General features: G+C 51.5%; 17 protein-coding genes. 8 read left to right on the forward strand and 9 right to left on the reverse strand.

Annotated features, from left to right (window positions below):
- Positions 1-5 precede the first annotated feature (5 nt).
- The 5 genes from VE954_RS31435 to VE954_RS31455 are packed head-to-tail and all read left to right on the forward strand — an operon-like array spanning position 6 to position 6,837.
- Positions 6-1,619 carry an acyl-CoA carboxylase subunit beta gene (locus VE954_RS31435; RefSeq protein ID WP_324960455.1) on the forward strand — a complete coding sequence of 538 codons (1,614 nt, stop codon included), beginning with the start codon at positions 6-8 and terminating at the stop codon, positions 1,617-1,619.
- 54 nt (positions 1,620-1,673) lie between these two features.
- Positions 1,674-2,822, forward strand: a complete 1,149-nt coding sequence (locus VE954_RS31440) for an acyl-CoA dehydrogenase family protein (protein WP_324960457.1) — start codon at positions 1,674-1,676, stop codon at positions 2,820-2,822.
- Positions 2,823-2,858: 36 nt separating this feature from the next.
- Positions 2,859-3,683 carry an enoyl-CoA hydratase/isomerase family protein gene (locus tag VE954_RS31445; RefSeq protein ID WP_324960460.1) on the forward strand — a complete coding sequence of 275 codons (825 nt, stop codon included), beginning with the start codon at positions 2,859-2,861 and terminating at the stop codon, positions 3,681-3,683.
- Entirely contained in the window at positions 3,677-5,674 is a 1,998-nt protein-coding gene (locus VE954_RS31450; protein ID WP_324960461.1) for an acetyl/propionyl/methylcrotonyl-CoA carboxylase subunit alpha, read from the forward strand. The genes VE954_RS31445 and VE954_RS31450 overlap by 7 nt, the downstream gene beginning before the upstream one ends.
- An 8-nt stretch (positions 5,675-5,682) precedes the next feature.
- A complete protein-coding gene (locus tag VE954_RS31455) occupies positions 5,683-6,837 on the forward strand; it encodes an acyl-CoA dehydrogenase family protein (RefSeq protein ID WP_324960463.1) in 1,155 nt (384 codons plus the stop codon).
- A 493-nt stretch (positions 6,838-7,330) separates the two neighbouring features.
- Here the strand turns inward: VE954_RS31455 and VE954_RS31460 are convergent, their stop codons facing one another.
- The 6 genes from VE954_RS31460 to VE954_RS31485 all read right to left on the reverse strand — a co-directional run bounded on the left by VE954_RS31460 (position 7,331) and on the right by VE954_RS31485 (position 13,878).
- Positions 7,331-7,834: a hypothetical protein gene (locus VE954_RS31460; RefSeq protein ID WP_324960465.1), complete on the reverse strand. Its 504-nt coding sequence runs from the start codon at positions 7,832-7,834 to the stop codon at positions 7,331-7,333.
- 141 nt (positions 7,835-7,975) lie between these two features.
- Positions 7,976-8,533 (reverse strand): hypothetical protein, encoded by a 558-nt coding sequence (locus VE954_RS31465; RefSeq protein WP_324960467.1) that lies wholly within the window; start codon positions 8,531-8,533, stop codon positions 7,976-7,978.
- Positions 8,534-8,544: 11 nt separating this feature from the next.
- Positions 8,545-10,965, reverse strand: coding sequence for a papain-like cysteine protease family protein (locus VE954_RS31470; RefSeq protein ID WP_324960469.1), 2,421 nt, complete (start codon positions 10,963-10,965; stop codon positions 8,545-8,547).
- Positions 10,962-12,191, reverse strand: a complete 1,230-nt coding sequence (locus VE954_RS31475) for a hypothetical protein (RefSeq protein ID WP_324960471.1) — start codon at positions 12,189-12,191, stop codon at positions 10,962-10,964. The genes VE954_RS31470 and VE954_RS31475 overlap by 4 nt, the downstream gene beginning before the upstream one ends.
- Positions 12,188-12,715 (reverse strand): hypothetical protein, encoded by a 528-nt coding sequence (locus VE954_RS31480; protein ID WP_324960473.1) that lies wholly within the window; start codon positions 12,713-12,715, stop codon positions 12,188-12,190. Before VE954_RS31480 ends, VE954_RS31475 begins: the two co-directional genes overlap by 4 nt.
- Before the next feature lie 479 nt (positions 12,716-13,194).
- Positions 13,195-13,878: a hypothetical protein gene (locus tag VE954_RS31485; RefSeq protein ID WP_324960475.1), complete on the reverse strand. Its 684-nt coding sequence runs from the start codon at positions 13,876-13,878 to the stop codon at positions 13,195-13,197.
- A 647-nt stretch (positions 13,879-14,525) separates the two neighbouring features.
- Between VE954_RS31485 and VE954_RS31490 the strand changes: the two genes are divergently transcribed.
- Both VE954_RS31490 and VE954_RS31495 read left to right on the forward strand, forming a co-directional pair.
- Positions 14,526-14,906 (forward strand): hypothetical protein, encoded by a 381-nt coding sequence (locus VE954_RS31490; protein WP_324960477.1) that lies wholly within the window; start codon positions 14,526-14,528, stop codon positions 14,904-14,906.
- A 26-nt stretch (positions 14,907-14,932) separates the two neighbouring features.
- Positions 14,933-15,664 (forward strand): hypothetical protein, encoded by a 732-nt coding sequence (locus tag VE954_RS31495; protein WP_324960479.1) that lies wholly within the window; start codon positions 14,933-14,935, stop codon positions 15,662-15,664.
- A 75-nt stretch (positions 15,665-15,739) separates the two neighbouring features.
- Here VE954_RS31495 and VE954_RS31500 read toward each other — a convergent pair whose 3' ends face one another.
- Entirely contained in the window at positions 15,740-16,060 is a 321-nt protein-coding gene (locus VE954_RS31500; RefSeq protein ID WP_324960481.1) for a hypothetical protein, read from the reverse strand.
- Positions 16,061-16,226: 166 nt separating this feature from the next.
- The gene (locus tag VE954_RS31505; protein ID WP_324960483.1) at positions 16,227-16,379 is read right to left on the reverse strand and encodes a hypothetical protein; all 153 of its coding nucleotides are present in this window, start codon (positions 16,377-16,379) and stop codon (positions 16,227-16,229) included.
- Between the two features lie 800 nt (positions 16,380-17,179).
- Between VE954_RS31505 and VE954_RS43920 the strand changes: the two genes are divergently transcribed.
- Positions 17,180-17,620: a tyrosine-type recombinase/integrase gene (locus tag VE954_RS43920; protein ID WP_349263850.1), complete on the forward strand. Its 441-nt coding sequence runs from the start codon at positions 17,180-17,182 to the stop codon at positions 17,618-17,620.
- Positions 17,621-18,070: 450 nt separating this feature from the next.
- On the opposite strand, the gene VE954_RS31515 is transcribed toward VE954_RS43920, so the two are convergent.
- The gene (locus VE954_RS31515) at positions 18,071-18,691 is read right to left on the reverse strand and encodes a DUF4377 domain-containing protein (RefSeq protein WP_324960485.1); all 621 of its coding nucleotides are present in this window, start codon (positions 18,689-18,691) and stop codon (positions 18,071-18,073) included.
- Positions 18,692-18,849 lie beyond the last annotated feature (158 nt).

Genomic DNA, 18,849 nt, shown 5'->3' on the forward strand with positions numbered 1-18,849 from the left:
TGCTGATGCCAATTATCGAAAGTTATAGTTTGAGCGCACAGGCCGATAGCCGGACCAACCGCGAATTTCTGCTGGGACAGCTGGAAGAGTTCCGTACGGCCGAGCGTTTGAAGGAACAAAGCGAGCGGGAAGCGGAAACCAAATTTACCGCGTTGGGTAAAATGATTCCGCGCAAGCGCGTGGAGTTTCTGCTCGATCCCGGCAGTCCATTCCTCGAAATAGCCGCCTTTGCGGGCTATAAAATGGAGGATGACAAGGATGGGTCGACGTGTGGCGGCGGTGTTATCGGCGGTATCGGGCTGATTCATGGACGTTTTTGCATGATACTGGCGAGCAATAGCGCCATCAAAGGTGGAGTGATCTCACCGTCGGGCCTGAAGAAGAATCTTAGGCTGCAACAGATCGCCTTGGAAAATAAACTGCCCGTGGTCTCGCTTGCTGAAAGCGGCGGTGCGAATCTCAATTATGCGGCCGAAGTCTTTGTCGAAGGCGCCCGCTGTTTTGCCAACCAGGCGAGGATGTCGGCCCTGGGCCTTATCCAGCTCACCATCGTGCATGGCAATGCCACGGCAGGCGGCGCCTATCAACCCGGGCTCTCGGACTATATGATCGTCGTCCGCAATCAGTCCAAGCTCTTTCTGGCCGGTCCCCCCCTGCTCAAGGCCGCCACCGGTGAAATTGCCCGCGACGAGGATCTGGGTGGCGGCGAGATGCATGCGGCTGTTTCCGGGACCGCTGAGTACATAGCCGAGAATGATGCCGATGCGATCGCTTATGCCAGGACCTTGCTGGCTCAGGTTTTTAACGAACCTTCGGCAACGCCGCAGATTTCGAATAGTGTGGAACCCCTTTATCCGCGCGAAGAGCTGCTCGGTCTGATTCCCAAAGATATCAAAACGCCTTTTGATATGCGCGACATCTGGGCCCGTATCATCGATGGCTCTGAATTCATGGAATTCAAGCCAGGTTTTGACCAGGGCACAATCTGCGGTCATGGCAAAATCATGGGCCTGCGCTGTGGACTGATCGGCAATAACGCGCCGATCACCGTGCAAGGGGCGGTTAAGGCCGCTCAGTTCATTCAATTGTGCGACCAGGCAGGCCTACCGCTGCTGTTTTTCCATAATACGACAGGCTTCCTGGTGGGTACGGAATCCGAGCGGAACGGCATCATCAAGCATGGATCGAAGATGATCCAGGCCATGACCAATGCCCGCGTCCCGAAAATATCTTTGCTGGTTGGCGGCTCCTATGGAGCGGGAAACTACGCGATGTGTGGCCGCGGCTTTGATCCGCGTTTTATCTTCAGCTGGCCCAATAGCCGGACGGCGGTCATGGGCGGTGCGCAAGCCGGCATGGTCCTCCGTACAGTCACCGAAGAAAAATTTCGGAAGCTGGGGCAGGCCGTCGATGAAAAGAAACTGGCCATGATGGAAGAAGCCACGCGGCAGAAGCTGGACCTGGAATCGTCAGCAATTTTTGGCAGTGCCCGCTTATGGGATGACGGGGTTATTGATCCCCGTGATTCGCGCCAGGTCCTTGGCCTTTGTCTCCTCGTCTGCCAGGCAGCGGAGCAAACGAAACTGGCTGGCAGCACTTTTGGAGTGTCACGCTTTTGAATGGATGAGAATGTACCTGTTCGCAATGCCAATCCGAATCAGAAGGAGAACCCTATGAAATTGACGGCGGAGCATAAAGCATTGGCCGATACCGTTCGGCGATTTGTGACCGATGAAATCAACCCCAACGTTGAGGCCTGGGAGCAGGAAGGAATCTTTCCCGCTCACGATATTTTCAAAAAATTGGGCCACCTGGGTTTGCTCGGCGTGACCAAACCCGAAAAATTTGGTGGCATGGGTCTGGATTATAGCTACGGAATGGTCGTTGCGGAAGAGCTCGGGACCATTCGTTGCGGTGGAATTCCGATGGCGATCGGGGTGCAAACCGATATGGCAACGCCGGCCCTCGCTCGTTTTGGCAATGACCGCCTGCGCACCGAATTTCTGGTTCCAGCCATTGCGGGTGATATGGTGGGCGCCATCGGTGTGAGCGAGACGGAAGCCGGTTCGGACGTTGCCGGTCTCAAAACCCAAGCGGTTAAGAATGGTGACGACTATGTGATCAACGGCTCCAAGATGTGGATTACCAACGCTACGCAGGCTGATTTCGTTTGTCTCCTGGCCAACACTTCAGATGGTCAGCCGCACTCCAACAAATCCTTGATTATCGTGCCCATGAAAAGCCAAGGCGTCACGCTCTCGCCGCGTTTCGACAAGCTCGGCATGCGCAGCTCCGATACGGCCCAGATCTTCTTCGACAATGTGCGCGTCCCTCAGTCGTATCGTATCGGCGAGGAAGGCCAGGGTTTTACGATGCAGATGATGCAGTTTCAGGAGGAACGACTGTTCGCAGCCGCCAGCAGTTTGAAGGGCATGGAACATGTCATCAACTCGACCATAGAACAGTGCCGGACGCGACAAACTTTTGGCAAACCCCTGCTGGCGAATCAAAGCATTCAATTCAAATTCGCCGAGCTGCAAGCCGAAGTCGAGGCCTTGCGCGCCTTAACATACCGGGCCTGTGAACTCTATATCAGCGGTGAAGATGTCACCAAATTAGCCTCGATGGCTAAACTGAAAGCCGGACGCCTGAGTCGACAGGTGGCCGATAATTGCCTGCAGTATTGGGGTGGCATGGGTTTCATGTGGGAAAACGATGTCGCGCGGGCTTATCGGGACAACCGCCTCCTCTCCATCGGTGGCGGAGCCGACGAAATGATGCTGGGCATCATCGGCAAGCTCATGGGATTTGGCAAACGCTAGCGGTCAGCCTCAACGCATCAAACAAGGACGGAGCTCATGAAGGAATCCATGCTTGCCCAGTCATGGCAAACAGTCCGGTTACACGAGAACGAACATGTGCTCACCATCACCCTGCATCGTCCGCAATTTAAAAATGCGATGAACCAGCAGATGGTGCAGGAACTCCGCAGTATTTTCGCCCAGCTTCAGGACCGGCGCGATCTCTTCGCTGTCGTGCTGCGTGGACAGGATGGGCATTTCTGTGCCGGCGGCGATATCAAGGATATGGCCCCTGATCCTGCGCGGAGTCGTGATCAGCAGATTTCTGATCTGATTCAGGCCAACCGGAACTTTGGCCATCTCCTGGAGGCTGTGAACAGTTGTCGCCACCCTGTGATTGGTGTTGTCGAAGGGGCTGTGCTGGGGGGAGGTTTTGGTCTCTGCTGCGTCACGGATGTGGCCCTGGCCCATGAACAGGCGAGCTTTGGTTTGCCTGAAACCAGCCTGGGTTTGATTCCGGCCCAGATCGCGCCGTTTATCGCTCTCAGGATAGGCCTGACGCAAGCCCGACGCCTGGCCCTGCTCGGGATGCGTTTCAAGGGACGGGACGCAAAAGAACTCGGTCTGGTGCACAGCACTTTTACCGATGAAGCGGACTTGAAGCTTCAACTCGAATCGGTCCTGCAACAAATCAGAAAGTGTGCGCCAGGGGCCAATGCTGTGACGAAGAAGCTCCTCTTGCAGCTTGCGCAACCTGATCTGTCCGGCATCCTCGATCAGGCAGCTGAGTCTTTTGCCCAGGCCCTTCTGGGTGCAGAAGGGATTGCAGGACGGCAGGCCTTTTTAGAGAAAAAATCTGTCGACTGGATGAAACTATGCTGAAATCGGTGCTTATTGCCAATCGTGGAGAAATTGCAGTCCGCATCTGCAAAACCCTGAAAATCATGGGGCTAACATCGGTCGCGGTCTATACCCGCATGGATGCCGACTCCCCGCATGTAAAAGCCGCCGACCGGGCCCTGTTCCTGGACGGTGACGATCCCCTCGTCGATGGCTATCTGAATGGGGAAAAAATCCTTCGTCTGGCCCGGCTCCATGGGGTGGATGCGATTCATCCTGGCTATGGATTTTTGTCCGAAGATGCTGGGTTTGCAAGGCTTTGTGAACAAGAAAACATGGGATTTATCGGCCCGAGTGCGGCGGTGATCGAGCTGATGGGGAGCAAAGCCAAAGCCAGGGAATTTGCTGACCAGATCGGAGTTCCCTGCATTCCCGGTTATCAGGGAGTGGATCAATCGCTGGAACGTATGGCACGGGAAGCGGAAAAAATAGGCTTTCCCGTGATGCTGAAAGCCGTGGGAGGTGGCGGAGGTCGTGGCCTGCGTCTGGTTAAGGACGCCGAGCAATTGCCGGAAGCCTTGCAACGGGTGCAATCCGAGGCCCGCTTGTTTGCCGATCCATCCATCATGATTGAAAAAGCGCTGCAACGCGTGCGGCATGTTGAAGTTCAAGTCCTGGGCGATCGCCATGGTTCAACATCGATTCTAGGCGATCGCGACTGTTCGGTGCAAAGGCGTCATCAGAAGATCGTGGAAGAAGCGCCGGCTCCTGGCCTTCTGCCGGCCTGGCGTGAAAAAATCTGGGCCAGCGCCAAAACCCTGGCCAGCGCCTGTCAATATCGAGGGGCCGGCACGGTCGAGTTTTTGCTGGACGAAGCGGGGCAGCATTATTTTTTGGAAATGAATACCCGCCTGCAGGTGGAGCATCCCGTCACGGAAATGATTTATAATATGGATCTCGTCCAGTGCCAGGTGCAGGTGGAGCAAGGTGAAAAGCTGTCCGATATCCTGCCGCTCTCACTCTTACACCTGACCCCAGAAGTGGCCCATGGACACAGCTTGGAAGTGCGCTTGAATTGCGAAGATCCCGGCAACGCCTTCCTGCCCCAAACTGGAACGATCGTGAAGTGGCAGGCACCGGAAGGTCCGGGCATCCGCGTGGACGCTGGTTTCGTGGAAGGGATGACGGTTGGGCGCTCGTTTGATCCGATGATAGGCAAACTCATCGTGTGGGGCAGGAATCGCGCCGAAGCCCGTCGCAAGATGAGCCAGGCACTGGCACGGACCCGACTGATCGGCGTCATGACGAATACGGCCTATCTGCAGCAGGTGATCGATAGCCCCTTATTTGATGAACATGCTTTAAATACAGATCTACTGGCCACCCTACCTGTAGCGCGATCGCCGGAATTTATCTTTGAAAAAGCCGCCATGGCTCTCTTGCTGGCTCAAAGGCAGAATTTTCGTCTGCCCGCCGAACTCTTTGGTTTCAGCAATTCCGGATGGGTCAAAAGTCGTTTCCAATTGCTCCATCGCGAGAGCCAGCGTGAGGTGTATCTCAGCATGGAAGCTGAAGGCTCTCGTGCGCATGAGTTCAAGATCGTTGTCGAAGCCGCGGACGGCCTGCAGACTTTTCATTTTGCTCCGCAGGGACCGGGTCGTTTTCAATGGCGCCTTTCGGAGCATCCTGGCGAGACTGTTGACTGGTATAAGGACGGAGCCAACATTTGGCTCGCCGATGAGCGTGGCACGCAGGTTGTTGTGGATCAGACCTGGCAGTTCATGGCCAGGAATAAGGCCGAGGGTAGTGGCACGATATTCGCGCCTTTTGCCGGTCGGGTCGTGGAAATGAAGGCCCAGGAAGGTGATTTTGTCAGGCAAGGGGCCACGATTATGGTTTTGGAAGCCATGAAAATGGAGCATCAACTGCGGGCTGCCATTGATGGTCGCGTGTCGCGGCTCCTGGTCAGTGTGCAGAGCCAGGTCATGGAAAAACAGGCCTTGGCGGAGATCAGTTCAGAAACTCAATCATGAGGGAAGATATGCAACAGGCGATGTTTGCCCATTACTATGATGAGTCCCATCGAACGTTTCGGGACAGCTGCCGGCGATTTGTGGACAAGGAGATACGCCCTTACGCTTTTGAGTGGGAGGAGGCGGAAATCTTTGATGCCGACCTTTATCCCAAAGCTGCCGCGCTGGGACTTTTGGGGCCAACGTTTCCGGTTGAATACGGCGGTGGCGGCGGCGACCTCTTCCACGCTATCGTCGCCCAGGAGGAACTGCTGCGCGGCGGAGCGACTGGTGTGGCCGTTGGTCTCGTGGGTTCGCTGTCGATCGCCCTGCCACCGATTCTGGCCCTTGGCACGGATGCGCAAAAGAAGGCCTTTGTGCCGGCTGTGCTGCGTGGCGAAAAGATCGCTGCGCTGGCTATTACCGAGCCTGACACAGGCAGTGATGTGGCCCGTATAACGACCACAGCTCGGCCTGTTGCGGATGGTTATGTCATCAAGGGGGCCAAAACCTTTATCACTTCAGGCGTGCGGGCCCATCAGTTTACCGTGTTGGCCCGAACCGCAGATACCGGGCATAAGGGTCTGACATTTTTCGTTGTGGAAAAAGAGCGGTCTGGTTTTCGGATATCTAAAAACCTGAAAAAAACCGGCTGGCGTTCCTCGGACACAGCGGAATTGGTTTTTGATGATGTGTTTGTTCCCAGTGAAAATCGTCTGGGACCCGAGGGATCAGGATTTGCGGCGATCATGAAGAATTTTGAGAACGAACGTCTGATGCTGGCTGTGCAAGGCTATGCCCTGGCCGAGATTGCCATGGAGGAGGCGCTGCATTATAGTCTGGAAAGACAGGCTTTCGGTCAACCGATCGCGCGCTTTCAGGTCACGCGCCACAAGCTGGCCGATATGCAAACCAAAATTCTGGGGGCCAAAGCCCTGACTCTCGCTGTGGCCCGGCAGATGCAGGACGGCAAGGAGAGTCCGCAGGATGTGGCAGCGGCCAAGAACCTGGCGGCCACGGTTGCTCAGGAAGTCTGCTATGAAGCGGTGCAGATATTTGGTGGAATGGGCTATATGCGGGAAACTCTGGTCGAACGTATCGCCCGGGATGCGCGGCTGCTGCCTATTGGTGGTGGAACTCAGGAAATCATGAAAGAAATTATTGCCAAAGGGCTGAATCTTTAAAGGCGAGACATGATTAAGTGCCAACAACGCCAACCAATTCACTGCGCAGAAGACGAGTCGGCCCTCAAAATCCTGCGCAGTGATCGCATTGCGGTGCGGGCTCGTGTTCGCAAAGTCACCTCAGTCAAGCTCTGAGCCCTTAACCCTGATGACGGCCGGGCATGGCCCAGGGCCGGATTCGTGAAAAAGGCCTTCAGACGGGGCTGCTTAAGCCGGGAATGAACTACCCGAACAAGGATGTGGCCGAGCTTATCTTTGAGTCCGGCCTGTCCACCACGTCTTCATTATCTGAAATCTCAGGCCGCGGCGTGGGCAATCTCGATCCCCATTGGTCAAATGCGGTTCTACCCCGGCACTGCAAAGACCCGGAAGGGCCTGGGTCTTGTATCAACCAAAGGTAGCTTCGCCAAATGGGCAGGACAAGGTCAGGGGCCAAGGTACAACGCCCCATAAAAAAAAGGGAGCCCAAGCCCCCCCTTGTTGATCAAAACGATTATTCTGCGAACTTAATAAGCTTTAGAGCGTTGGAATTCAGGTCATAATCCCGTTGCGTGGGGTCAGCGCCAAGCACGGCATTATTCGATATCAGCAAAGTTTCGCCTTGTACAGAGAACACCCGATACTGGGTATCAAACTTCTTGTCTTCAGGCTTCCCAGTCGGAAAACTGATGTCGAGCGCGTTGCCAGATCCAACCACAAAGGAGCCCTTATAAGCCTGGCTCACGAGCGTGGCACCTGTACAATCACTGGAGTTGAAAGCCTCGGTCAAGTACTCCAGCGTCCCGTCAGTATTGAAGGAATATACTGCGCTGGATGACTTGCTTTCAGCAGTCTTGTTGCACTGCTTCCACGAACCCAGAATATCCGCAGGCGCATTCAGTGGAATTTCTGGGCGAACCGCAGGCGTTTCATCGTTTTTATTGTCGTCCTTACTTCCGCAAGCAGTAACCATGGCAAACACGAGAGCAGATACAGGCAGCAATTTTGGAGACAGCATGGAAAATCCTTTCAATAAATCCGGATGCCCGGAATCATGTCCATATTGCAGGGACTATGCTGACTATTTTCCCTATTATATCGATATGTTATGGAGACAAAGCTTATCAAGCTGGTGCCAACTGTCAATATTGGTGACACATTAGGCAAGGATCCACTTGCCCCGGCCATGGGGTTTTAATTCCGGAAGCTCGGGTTCCTTAGTCATGCTCAATTCTACGGCTGCTCCAGGAATCTGGGGTGCGAATTCAGTTAGAGTTCTCCATACACCCTTGAAAATTGGCCCAGGGATCCGCTTGGTGTGTCTCAGAGCATCAGGCCCAGACATTCCAAAAATGCTCTTGAGAGCAATGGCAATCTGTTTGGCGTCACAGGGTTCAAGGGTAAGGACCCAGCAGCCGTCGCCGGCCTCGAGCTCCTTTTCATAGTCCTCAGCGACAATTTCCATATCAAAAGTTGCATTGAAGCGTCTGACTTCACCTGTTTCCTTGTTGAAAAGGATCGGTCCAGGACCGCCCCAGCTCAGATGCCGTTGTCCTGAGCTCAAGTAGGCTTCATTGTTATAGATGAATACCCAGCCGAATTTACGCGTAAGCGTATGCTCATCTATAATTTGGGGCCGATCTCCGGGGTCAGCAGCAGCATCATACTTAAGCACCTGATTTAAAACATAGTTTTTTGCTTGTTCAAGGCTGTACATGTTACTTTTCTCTATGGATTAGGTATAACCGCCTCTTTGAGGTAGCTAGCCGAGAATGTTTCCCAAAGCTCGAAATAGATGCCGTCCGGCTTATCATACGCCGGGTCACGGATTGCAGCGACTTTTCTTCCGGCACGAGTCGTAACACCGTCCACAATCTTCCAGTGGTCCCCTCGGGGCGTCTTCACCTTTACGATTACCGGGCGGCCTTTAGCCGTCAGTGTTTCCAGATCCTTGGGAAATGTAGATAGATTCCATCGGGCGCTCACGCCTTCTGATTTCAGGAGTTGAACGAGCTGATCGCCTTTCGTGCCTTTCTCAAGCATGACTGTTCGACTAACAAGAGTTTCGATCGTGACATCTTTGCCAGTCAGGGTGTTCAATACCATGCTGCAACTGGCTGGCCCGCAAGTCACAGTGTCACGCCCCTGGAATAGGACTGCCCGTGTTTCGTGTCGATTCATGCGCCCTAGTGCATCAAAGTCGCCTGAGGCTCCGGCCGCCGTTGCTTTTAGCTCAGTCGAGATGAGTTTGACGTCCTCATCCGTTTTTAAACCTGCAGTTTTTGCTGAACGCATGAGCTGCTTTGCTTCGGCGGTTTGCAGGCCCATGCGGTCCATGGTTATAAGCATTTCCAGGCCTGAGGCTTCAGACTTGGTCATTTTCGCAATGAGCGCTGCATCTTTCACTACGGTGCCGAATACCTTGCCCAGAATCCCGAGCGAGGCGGCGTCCAGCACATCAAAGACAAAGTCGGTAACGCTGCTGTTGAGCTCTTTTGACGACGATGGATCGCAGTCACGCTTGAGAGTGAATACGCGGCACAAGGATACCAGTGGCGAAGCCAGACTGGCGCCGATGTACATCTCCGTGCCCCATTCTACTGCCTCCACGATCTCTTTGAACATGCCCTGCTGCATTGCGTAGGCAGCCGTCAGGCTGTCCCAATCGAAACCATTATAGGTGGTCCCGGCCGGTGGGCGAGGAGCAGGGAAAGGCTGAAAGCCAGCATCCTGCGCTGCCTTCATGATGGTCGAGAGCTCACGGAAGGTGGCTATGAACGAGTAGACAAAAACCTGGAGCTGCGCGACCCTAAGTTGGCCCGAGCTGACTGCCGATCCGCTCATTTTTGTATTGAGCAGCTGCTTGAGCTTCTGAAGATTCCTGTCGTTTGGAAAATCCTTCTGGAGGACATCGACTGCATCACGGAGCTCGGCCGGCAAAACATTGTCGACGAACCACTGATTTGCATCGAGATATCCCGGCTGCCCATTTGCTCCATAGAGATAGGCCTCAATTCTTTTCACAGAGTCGAGATAAGCCTGCTGCTCCAGGGAGGAGATCGCAAGCCGGTCCTTGTAAAGCTGAAGCAGCTGCTCAGACTTCACAGTCCAGAGGTAGACCGTTTCAAGAAATGCGCGACGATCACCACTGGTCCAATTCGCAGAAAGCTCTTCAAGTGTCTTGTCAGCCAATATCTTGAAGACATTTTCGCTATCGGGGATGGGATCTTCGCCTCTCACGGGCGGAACAACAATGGGATCGAACGAAATATTCGGTATCCACTTATAGGTATCATCGCTTGTTGGATCGATGCCTATCTCAACCAGCCCTTTTGTAGCGTCCTCCTTGACTCTTGACAGGCGATCTCGGAGTTCAGTTTCCTTCGCCTTGATCTGAGCTGTAACGCGATCATATTCCTTTCGGGCTACCTGAAGATACTGTTGAGCCTTTTCAAAATTCGCAAAATCCGCATTCGTCAACTGCTCGACCGGCTTGTCCAACGCCTTCTTTGCGGCATAGTAATCCTGCATAGACTTGTTGAAAGCTGCTTCTGCGCGGTGCATTTCGTCGCGCATTTGCTCTGTTTCTTCAGTCAGCTGCTGGATGTTTGCCATGGTTTTTTCAAGGAACTCTGCCGAGTTGATGTTGCTCAGGCATTGTTGGGTGTTGCCAGAGCTTGTGCCCATAGTACAGCTTTGTGCCACCTGTGCCCCAGAGCCGACGACGTAGGTCCGGATAATAGCTTTCTTGATGCCATTTTCAGTATAAGCAGACAGGAGATATCCACGGTCAACGTAAGCTGAAGAGCTGCACCCGCCAGTAATTGGATCAAGGGTACAAATGCCTAACGAAACGCTATTTGTCCCACTTGCATAAAAGAGGGATTTCTTTGCGCAAGCGGTCCAGGTTCCACTCACACCATCACATGCGCTTGAAGTCGCGGAGTCGTTGGAGAACCAAATGCTGACACTATTGATGTAAACAAATCTGCCGTTTTCTGTGTAAGCACAAACCAAACTTTGGTCATCGCTGTTCCTGACTACATCAATTTGCAAGCTTATTTCAGTTTTGGCGTCACATGCTCCCGAAAGGTGGGAGAATGGAGTGAGGCTGAGAGCGAGGGCGAATAGCCAAATCCACTTTTTCATTTAAATGCCTCCGAACTCAGCAGCGAGTCATGAAGCGTCACTGCTTCTCCATATGACTTTTTTTCAATCAAACCTCGGACATACTTAACGCGCTCCGATAAGAGATTGGGATATGTAGCTTCGATTGCATTAAGGTTTTGTCTTAAGAAAGAGGCGATGGTGCCCTTATATATTCGGCTCGCTTGCGCCTGATATTGATTGAAGCGCAGGCAGCCCGATTCTGTCCATTTCGGCTTGGAAGAGTTGAGGCAGATCTTCCCATAATCAAGAAACTTCTTGAGGTTTTGATACTGGCTTCCATAATAGGCGATGTTCAGCCGAGGATGTTTGGGGCCTTCCTGGAACGCAAGCAGGCGCGCAGCTTCCACTTCTCCCATGAAATTGTTCACCGACGTAAGATAGGCAGCTTCCTTCAGGGTAGGGCCGATCTCTGCATCGATTTCGAGCTTTTGAACAGTCTTCAGCCTCAAATCCAGCTGGTTCAGTGCCTGGCTTAGTTTTCCGCTGACGTAGTTTTCCCTTGTTGAGATGTACGCCAGGACGCTTTCCAGAGGGGCTTTCAGATTCACAAGTGGGTTCAAGAGATCTCCCCACCCATGCGATTCAAGATAGGCGGTTTTCCCTTTCAGCCTGCTCTGGATTAGAGAGGAAAGGGATTCGACATTGCTTTTCAAGAGATTTGCCTGTGAGCGATATGTAAGGGCAAGGTCTGCCTCACTACTGCGTATCTCCTGAAGGCGCACAATTGCCCGAATAATTGTCGCACGATCGGAGCTTTCCTGCGCCTTGGCCAGAGTGGAAATTTCAGTCTCCACAGCCTCTTCGGAGGTTCTGTAAATCTGCACGAAGTTTTTCATCAGCGAAATATAGTTCGATCTGATGACCAGAAGATACGAGTCAAAGTCAGCAAGAACTTTGGCAACTGCCTCCGCATCAGCTGTGAGAGCCTCGTCGGTTTGATTGATAGACCCTTGCGCTGCTTCCATCTTCTTTTTCAGATCTTGGAATATCTTTTCCTTGTTCGGCTCAATGGTGTTTGCATTCAGCTGTCCGAACGTAATTCGGCAGTCAAACAGCTTCTTCTTCAGGTTGGAAAGACACTGTTCCTGTTCAGACACTGACTTGTAGTCACACGGACTCGAATTCGCTACGCTGCAAATTTGAGCAAACAAGTGATCTGAGCCCCAAAAGCTGATTAAGAAAATGAAAGCTGCAAGGAACTTCATTGCACGTGGCTCCCCGCAATGGCTTTCAAAGCTTCAATTGCGTCCTCTGTGTCTTTCACGAGCTTCGCGTACTGCTGATATTTGGCTTCAGAGCCTTTGACTACTTCGAGCTTTTTCCGCGCATCAACAAGAGATTTTCTGTCGTCTTTGGTCAAATATTTATTCAGAAACAAATCAATCTGCGTGCACTCGGTGTCCTCGGGTTCGCAAGTGAGAGCTCCGGAAAAGTCTGCCGCGACCAGACTCTTTTGCAGCTTTCTGAGCTTTGCGGCTTCATCTTCAGTCAGAGAAGCAGCGCGATAGTTCTCAACAAGGGTGTCCATTAGTGTGAGGCAACCCTCGTCAGTCGTTCCGTCTGAGCAGTCGAGAAGGCCTTTGGCGGCTTCGGCCAGTTCTGCATTTGCCACCTTATCTTTGAGTACGTTCGTTATGAATTTGTCAAAAATTCCAAATGCGGGTTCCATAACAGCCAGGGCACCAAACGCGTTCTGATTATCCTTATAGGAAGCCAGCAATGTTCTCATGCCATTCACCTGCTTTTGCCAATCCTGGATCGTATTGGTGCTGGGCGTTTGGGTTATGCTTTTTACTACGAATGAACAGTCTTTGGAAAAAGGACGTCTATGTGTACGCTCGGGTTTCGCGTCATAGATGTCGACTGGCCCAAAACCAGTGATCGTAAGACTTCCTGTTTGCCCGGTGGAGGTAAAGCCAAGTGGCATTTGCGCGAACGTCGGGGTTGAAGGGTCCGTATTAGACATGGCTCTCAGGTTGAAGTCTGTCGCAGGGCCAAAGCACGGGTAGTCATATTCAACAATGAAGTCCTTTTCGTACCCCTGCTGGGACGCAAGCGGCAATGTTTCGAGCCGGCATTGACCTTTTGCAGCGCCCGTTGATTGAGTGCACACCAGAAGGTCTGATCCGATTACGCCCTCAGCGTTTGCTTGTGCTGCAAGCACGAGTCCAAGAAGCAGCAAAGTTCTCATGTTTTTGTCCCTTTTAGTCATTTGTTTACGGTGGTGATGGTCACATGAGCCAACTGCACAGCGCTTACGGTAGACAAAGGAGTGACCCTGAGCGAAATTCGAGAGCCCGCGTTCGCGGACCCATTCAGGTAGGTCTGAAACTGATTGAAGCCATTCGAAGGACGGTCTGAAATTGGTTTGTTCAGCACGTACCAACGCATGCCATCGGCTTCACTCTGAAGGACGAGATCCGATCCACGGACTATGAAAGGCTCTTGCAGTGGACGATCATCAGCAAACAGCTCAAATCGGGCGAGATCACTTGGCACCCAACCCTGAGAGCACAGCGAGTTTGGTGCAGAGGTACAGGTGAATGTGACGTTGTAGTGGATCTTGACGGTCACGTCTGAATCCACGGTCAATGGCAGGGCCGGGCCGTTAAACCAGGTCTGATCTACGGAACAATTTGGAGCAAAGAATCCACCCGCCGAACAAGCCAGAAATTGAGGTGTCGTTCCTGCTGGAATGTAACTCTGTGGAGCACCGTATTTTGACATTTCTGCAAAATCCAATTCGATCCGATTCCGGAAAGGCTCATCGCAGTACACCGGGATGCCGTCATGATAGAAACAGACATCCTGTGCAAATGCTTGAGCAGCTGGAAGGAAGGTAACCACGGCAGCAATCAAACTTTTGAATTTAAAGCGCGTCAAGACTTTCATTATGGGTCCCTTGGTTGAGTTATAAAGGTGGCGTAGTATAAGCGCAGTGGTGCATACAGCGCTTGAACAGCAGTGCTCCTATCCAACGAAGTGAGGTGTCAGTCAAGGGCTTTGGATGAGGAAAGGCAAGTTTCCGTTTTCGATCGGCTTTCGACACGTGCCAAGCTGTTGATTCGAGTTGGAGACTTTTCTGGATTGCCGGTAAAGAATAATTTACCAATCGAGTGGCGCGGGGGACTCAGGCACAGAATCTCGACTGACTACCCAATAATAAAGGCGTTTCAGAAGGCCGACAGCGCGCGCCGATAATCCCCAGCAATGTCACGAAGTGGAATTGCACACGAGGGACCTCCTCGACCCGCAATGAAGATTCAAATCAGTGGGCTGCTACAGTTCCGGGAGCCGATGAACCCTTTCTATGGGTAAGAATTTACGCCGGGCAGGTGGTCAGTGTCGCAGGAGTGTCCAGGTGGAAGGTCTGTAACCAACTGCATTCCTTAAGGGGCTGCCCGGGTATGAAAACTGCATTCCTTATTTCGGAAAATGCATTGATTTTTTTCGGAAATAGGGCATACTTTTTTTCGGAAAAGTCCGATACAATGGGGGCTAGGATGACACGTACAATGCCACCGAAAAGGGAGTCGGAAATGAACAGTACCGCTTCAAAGCTGGAGGGTGTTTTCCTGGGTCAGGATGCCATCAAATTCCTCATCGAAGAATTGGGTGTGCGTGAAGCAATGATCGCAGGCATGCTTGATGTGACAACCAGAACGCTGGAAAATTGGAAGCACGATAACGTGTTCGCTGTCAAAGCGGGAAAAATTGCCCGTCTTCGAGCTTTTTACGAAGCAGTGGTGGAAGCTCAAAAGGCAGATGTTCCAGCCTCAGCGATCCTGAATCTGCTGAACGAACCTATACCGGAACTTCAGGCAGAGGGATGTTCGACCATCCTTCATGTTATTGTCGAATCGCCCGATAACAGGCTCATTAAACCGTTCGTGACGAGACTTGCAAAAGAGTATGTCTGATGCTCATTTAACCAGGGATTGGTTTGATGTCTGATCATCACTTGAACAAGTGGCTAGAGTTCAAAGAGCTGGCCGATTTCAAAGCCTGGATTGCCAAGGCTGGCACGAAATTCCCATTCAGAAACGGAAAATTTAACGCACACGAATTTTCATTTGACCAGAGTGGGAATTTCTTCCTGCATTTTGTTCCAGACTCACCACCAAAGACCACTACGGCACAGTCAGTGCTTGGCCTTCATACTCATCGTAATATTATTCTATCAGCTGAATTTTTATATCAAGCTCCCACGCATTTTCATCGGCAAGGCGATGTTATGGCTGCGGAACAGCCTGCTTTCGAAGGATTGAATAGCCATATAGATGTTCGGCCATCACATTGGGTTATTCTTAGTCAGACCTGTGTTGTAGCAAGAAAGCAGCAGTATTGCTCTCTTGTCCCGGCTTATCGATCTTCATTTTTAACGGGACAGGATATTCTGATCACACTCGGAATGAATCCGAACCATTTGAAGAAAGACGCTGGGGATAACGTCGTTCAAAGGATTCTGGCTTTGCCTCCTGATGATCGCCTTGGCATCGATGACGACAGGCTCTATATCGACCTTTCCCAGGTCTATCCGATTGGCAGCGAAAAGCTCAAAGAAGCTGTGATCGGAATCAGCCTGACCTTTCCTGGAAACGCTTATTTTGCCAGCCGCCTAGCGATGTGGCAGTTTCGGGACGTGGAGGGTTGGGATGATGCGCGAGAACCTAAATAGACAGCGGTGCCGGATCGATGGCGATGGTTTCAGACTTCTCTGGAAGCTCCGTCCACCGCCACCGGGTCTTACTTTTTACGATCGACGATCACGATATGCTTTCGTTGCAAAATCGCGAAACTTATCCCAGGTGGAAAGGTCGACCCAATCTTTTGTACCAACAATGTCGTCATCCTCTTCTATCAGGTCCCTTGCCAATGAGGATGCAAGACTGAACATTCCGAAGTTCGCCTTGTATTTCTCAGCATCGGGAATTTGCGCCATTTCGGTTCCCAGAACAGGATGTCCCTGATCGTTATTGTGAAATCCGTACCCTTCGCCTGACTTAATTTGCTTAACGATACCCCGGTAAATCAAGCCACGATTCTGTTTCAAAACATCTGATAATTTACTCATTGGAGATCCTTTTAAAAAAGAATTTTCGTGTTGTTGGATTCTGCATGTGACAGTTCCAGAGAATTCTGCACATCAATAGCTCGATCGAGCCTGCTGTTTGGTCGAGTTTCTGAAAGGGGAGCCAGGCTCCCCCCGCTTTTTCCAGGGCACGAGCCTCGGAAAATACTCAGTCTTCGACCCAGAAGCGGAAGCACTTGCCGTGTTTGCGATAAATGCGTCGTCCGTTGCGGGTGATGTAGCGCGAGTAAACCCAGTGTCCAGGTTTGTCGAGTGCATCGCTCTGGGGCTGTTCAGCCCCATCGTGTTCAGGTTTATGCATGGGCATAGTCCATCAAAAATTGCTCGCCTTTTGCCGGAGCCTGATATAATCAAACCGTAACTACTAAATTATGGTCTGAGGCTTCGGCTGAAGACGGTGAGAAGCACGGGATAACCCCCGGGCTTTTTTTTTGACAAAAAGCCCCCCGCACTGAACGCATCTGTTAATGAGCAGCGATAAGTCATCCAATCCATAGCAATTTTACCATACCTGCGGATAAACTCAAAATCTTTTTGGCTTACCGCCAAAATTCTATGGTCTGTTCCCTAAGTTCCGCGAAATTTCGTGCGTCGGGACCAGCGAAGTGTTTTCAGCGCCAACATGGCTTGTAATACGAATACTAACTTCTATACAGAAGTTAGTATTTGCAGGATTTCCGGCCTTTACAGCCGGACCCCCTGGCGCCACCATTTCACGAATACTAAGACTCCAAAAAAAGTTAGTATTCAGAAAACCGGGCGATGTGTCGTGGCGGCTTATGAACTAACGCTTATCCATTGCGCCGTTTGCAAAAATTGAGAGCCGCGGCCGATGTTCAAACGAGGCGAAAACCCGAATCACCCGGCAAGGGGTTCGAGGATCAGGACCGACCCGATCCGCCGCCGCAAGGATGTCCGCAGCATCAAGGTCTTCCTCCGCGGGCTTCAGCAGCTGCGAAATCTGGCGCTTTTCACCCTCGGCATCAACTCGGCGCTGAGGCCCGAAGATCTCAGAAATATCCTGGTCGGACAGGTGCGGGGCTTCAGCCAGACGAAAGGTTCGAAGTCCGCGAGAAGAAGTCAGGAAAATACCGCCGGGTCATGTTCAACTCTGAAACCCATCAGACCATAAACGAATGGCTTGCCGCCGCGGATCACGATGACAACGACTGGCTTTTTCCATCAAGGAAAAGTGGATCAAGGCTCCTCGTCTCGACCATCACCCATCTAGTCAAATCCTGGTGCGCCGCGATCAATCTCGTTGGAAATTTCGGTGGCAGCACCATGCGAAAAACATTTGGCTACCATCAGCGGGTTTATTTCGGGCTCAACACAGCAATTCTGATGGTTATATATAACCACAGTTCGGAGCGTCAGACGCTTGATTATCTGGGGATTGAGCCGGACGAACTGGTGCAAACAAACTGGAACGTCATCAGATCGGAGGCAATTCACGAATGCCCGGCAATTGTTTTTCGAAGCAGCGAGGCATGGTTTTATGAACTCCGGAAATATATCGTTGTCGCGGGGGCAACTGCATAGGCGCAGAAGGCCTAACATAGGCATCCTGACCGAAACACGTATATGCACCGTCCAGCTTTTAAGAGAAAGGTCTGGGATCACTCACGGCCAAGCCGATATCATCTTCATTTTCTGAAGCGAACTATAGTTGTCGTTCACCATGAACGAAAATGGCATTGGACCCGCGAATGTTTTCCATGGAGAAAGAGAGAAGATAGAACCAAACTTTTTTTTCATTATCTTCTTCCTTGGCGCGGTTTTCCCCAGCGACTTCGAACGGGCCGAGGCAACTGACCGGGATTCAGGGGAATAATTGCCATTTAGCCGCGTTCGAATCAAGCCTCGAGTACTTCCCCTGAATCTCAGCTTTCGCAATGTTGGAAGATTTTGCAGAAATCCTAAATTCTAACAGTCGTTTGTGGGTCTTCTTCGGTATTGAAGATCCGTTTATGACAGTCCCTAGCGCCTGGGTTAATCAGACGCGCATTCAGACATACGGAATTGATTCATTGCAAATCGCTTATCTGCTTTAAGATGCAAGGTTAGTTCGATGCTAACGTCGCAATTATCAACTGATGCCATGTACGCTTTCAGCTCATCGCATGCCGTGTGGCCACATTCTATCAAATGACTATCCAGACTCATGTTGCCGCCACTAGCATCCAGAATCGTAGCAATAGATTTTTTTTGATTCCCTCTGAAATTCAGTTCGAATGCCACAGGCAGATCTATCTGTTGCTTTTGGTTCGTTTTAACAAGCTGATAGTAAAAGCTTCCGGAATCTGCTGGAGGATTTTCTATCGGGATTCTCTTCGTCTCTATGTCGTATTGAAAGCCCCACTCAAACTCAAAACCTTCAATATCTCCATAAATCAGAGTTTGTTGTCCAGCCTCAGATTGAATATAGCAAAGTGAAGTCCCCTCCGCCTGACACACAGCCTTGTACGGCATAATCTGAACCGACTCTATAATTTCGGAGTTGGCGTCTTCGCTTACTCCTAAGGAATCATTCTTAGATTTCGATTTATTGCTTGAGCATGAGGCACTACCAAGACAGGAAGCAACAAAGAGCAAAATTCCATATGCTTTCATTATAGTCCTCTTCTTTTCGTGCCTCAGTGAGCAATACGATTCCCGAAAGCTTACTTGGCTAATCCTGGAGGATAGACTTCATCGCAGTTGATCGTCTTGCATTGGTAATTAGTTCTAATCAGCTCAATGCCCAGCCTATCAAGGACGCTAAAGCGTTC

This window comes from Oligoflexus sp. (assembly GCF_035638955.1).
Lineage (GTDB): Bacteria > Bdellovibrionota_B > Oligoflexia > Oligoflexales > Oligoflexaceae > Oligoflexus.

What these genes read in the sequence shown, in the direction of transcription:
- VE954_RS31445 (WP_324960460.1), top strand. Translation starts at nt 2,859, where the DNA reads ATGAAGGAATCCATGCTTGCCCAGTCATGGCAAACAGTCCGGTTACAC.
- VE954_RS31475 (WP_324960471.1), bottom strand. Translation starts at nt 12,191, where the DNA reads ATGAAGTTCCTTGCAGCTTTCATTTTCTTAATCAGCTTTTGGGGCTCA.
- VE954_RS31495 (WP_324960479.1), top strand. Translation starts at nt 14,933, where the DNA reads ATGTCTGATCATCACTTGAACAAGTGGCTAGAGTTCAAAGAGCTGGCC.
- VE954_RS31435 (WP_324960455.1), top strand. Translation starts at nt 6, where the DNA reads ATGCCAATTATCGAAAGTTATAGTTTGAGCGCACAGGCCGATAGCCGG.
- VE954_RS31460 (WP_324960465.1), bottom strand. Translation starts at nt 7,834, where the DNA reads ATGCTGTCTCCAAAATTGCTGCCTGTATCTGCTCTCGTGTTTGCCATG.
- VE954_RS31480 (WP_324960473.1), bottom strand. Translation starts at nt 12,715, where the DNA reads ATGAGAACATTGCTGGCTTCCTATAAGGATAATCAGAACGCGTTTGGT.
- VE954_RS31490 (WP_324960477.1), top strand. Translation starts at nt 14,526, where the DNA reads ATGAACAGTACCGCTTCAAAGCTGGAGGGTGTTTTCCTGGGTCAGGAT.
- VE954_RS31485 (WP_324960475.1), bottom strand. Translation starts at nt 13,878, where the DNA reads ATGAAAGTCTTGACGCGCTTTAAATTCAAAAGTTTGATTGCTGCCGTG.
- VE954_RS31455 (WP_324960463.1), top strand. Translation starts at nt 5,683, where the DNA reads ATGCAACAGGCGATGTTTGCCCATTACTATGATGAGTCCCATCGAACG.
- VE954_RS31500 (WP_324960481.1), bottom strand. Translation starts at nt 16,060, where the DNA reads ATGAGTAAATTATCAGATGTTTTGAAACAGAATCGTGGCTTGATTTAC.
- VE954_RS31505 (WP_324960483.1), bottom strand. Translation starts at nt 16,379, where the DNA reads ATGCATAAACCTGAACACGATGGGGCTGAACAGCCCCAGAGCGATGCA.
- VE954_RS31440 (WP_324960457.1), top strand. Translation starts at nt 1,674, where the DNA reads ATGAAATTGACGGCGGAGCATAAAGCATTGGCCGATACCGTTCGGCGA.
- VE954_RS31515 (WP_324960485.1), bottom strand. Translation starts at nt 18,691, where the DNA reads ATGAAAGCATATGGAATTTTGCTCTTTGTTGCTTCCTGTCTTGGTAGT.
- VE954_RS31465 (WP_324960467.1), bottom strand. Translation starts at nt 8,533, where the DNA reads ATGTACAGCCTTGAACAAGCAAAAAACTATGTTTTAAATCAGGTGCTT.
- VE954_RS31470 (WP_324960469.1), bottom strand. Translation starts at nt 10,965, where the DNA reads ATGAAAAAGTGGATTTGGCTATTCGCCCTCGCTCTCAGCCTCACTCCA.
- VE954_RS31450 (WP_324960461.1), top strand. Translation starts at nt 3,677, where the DNA reads ATGCTGAAATCGGTGCTTATTGCCAATCGTGGAGAAATTGCAGTCCGC.
- VE954_RS43920 (WP_349263850.1), top strand. Translation starts at nt 17,180, where the DNA reads ATGTTCAACTCTGAAACCCATCAGACCATAAACGAATGGCTTGCCGCC.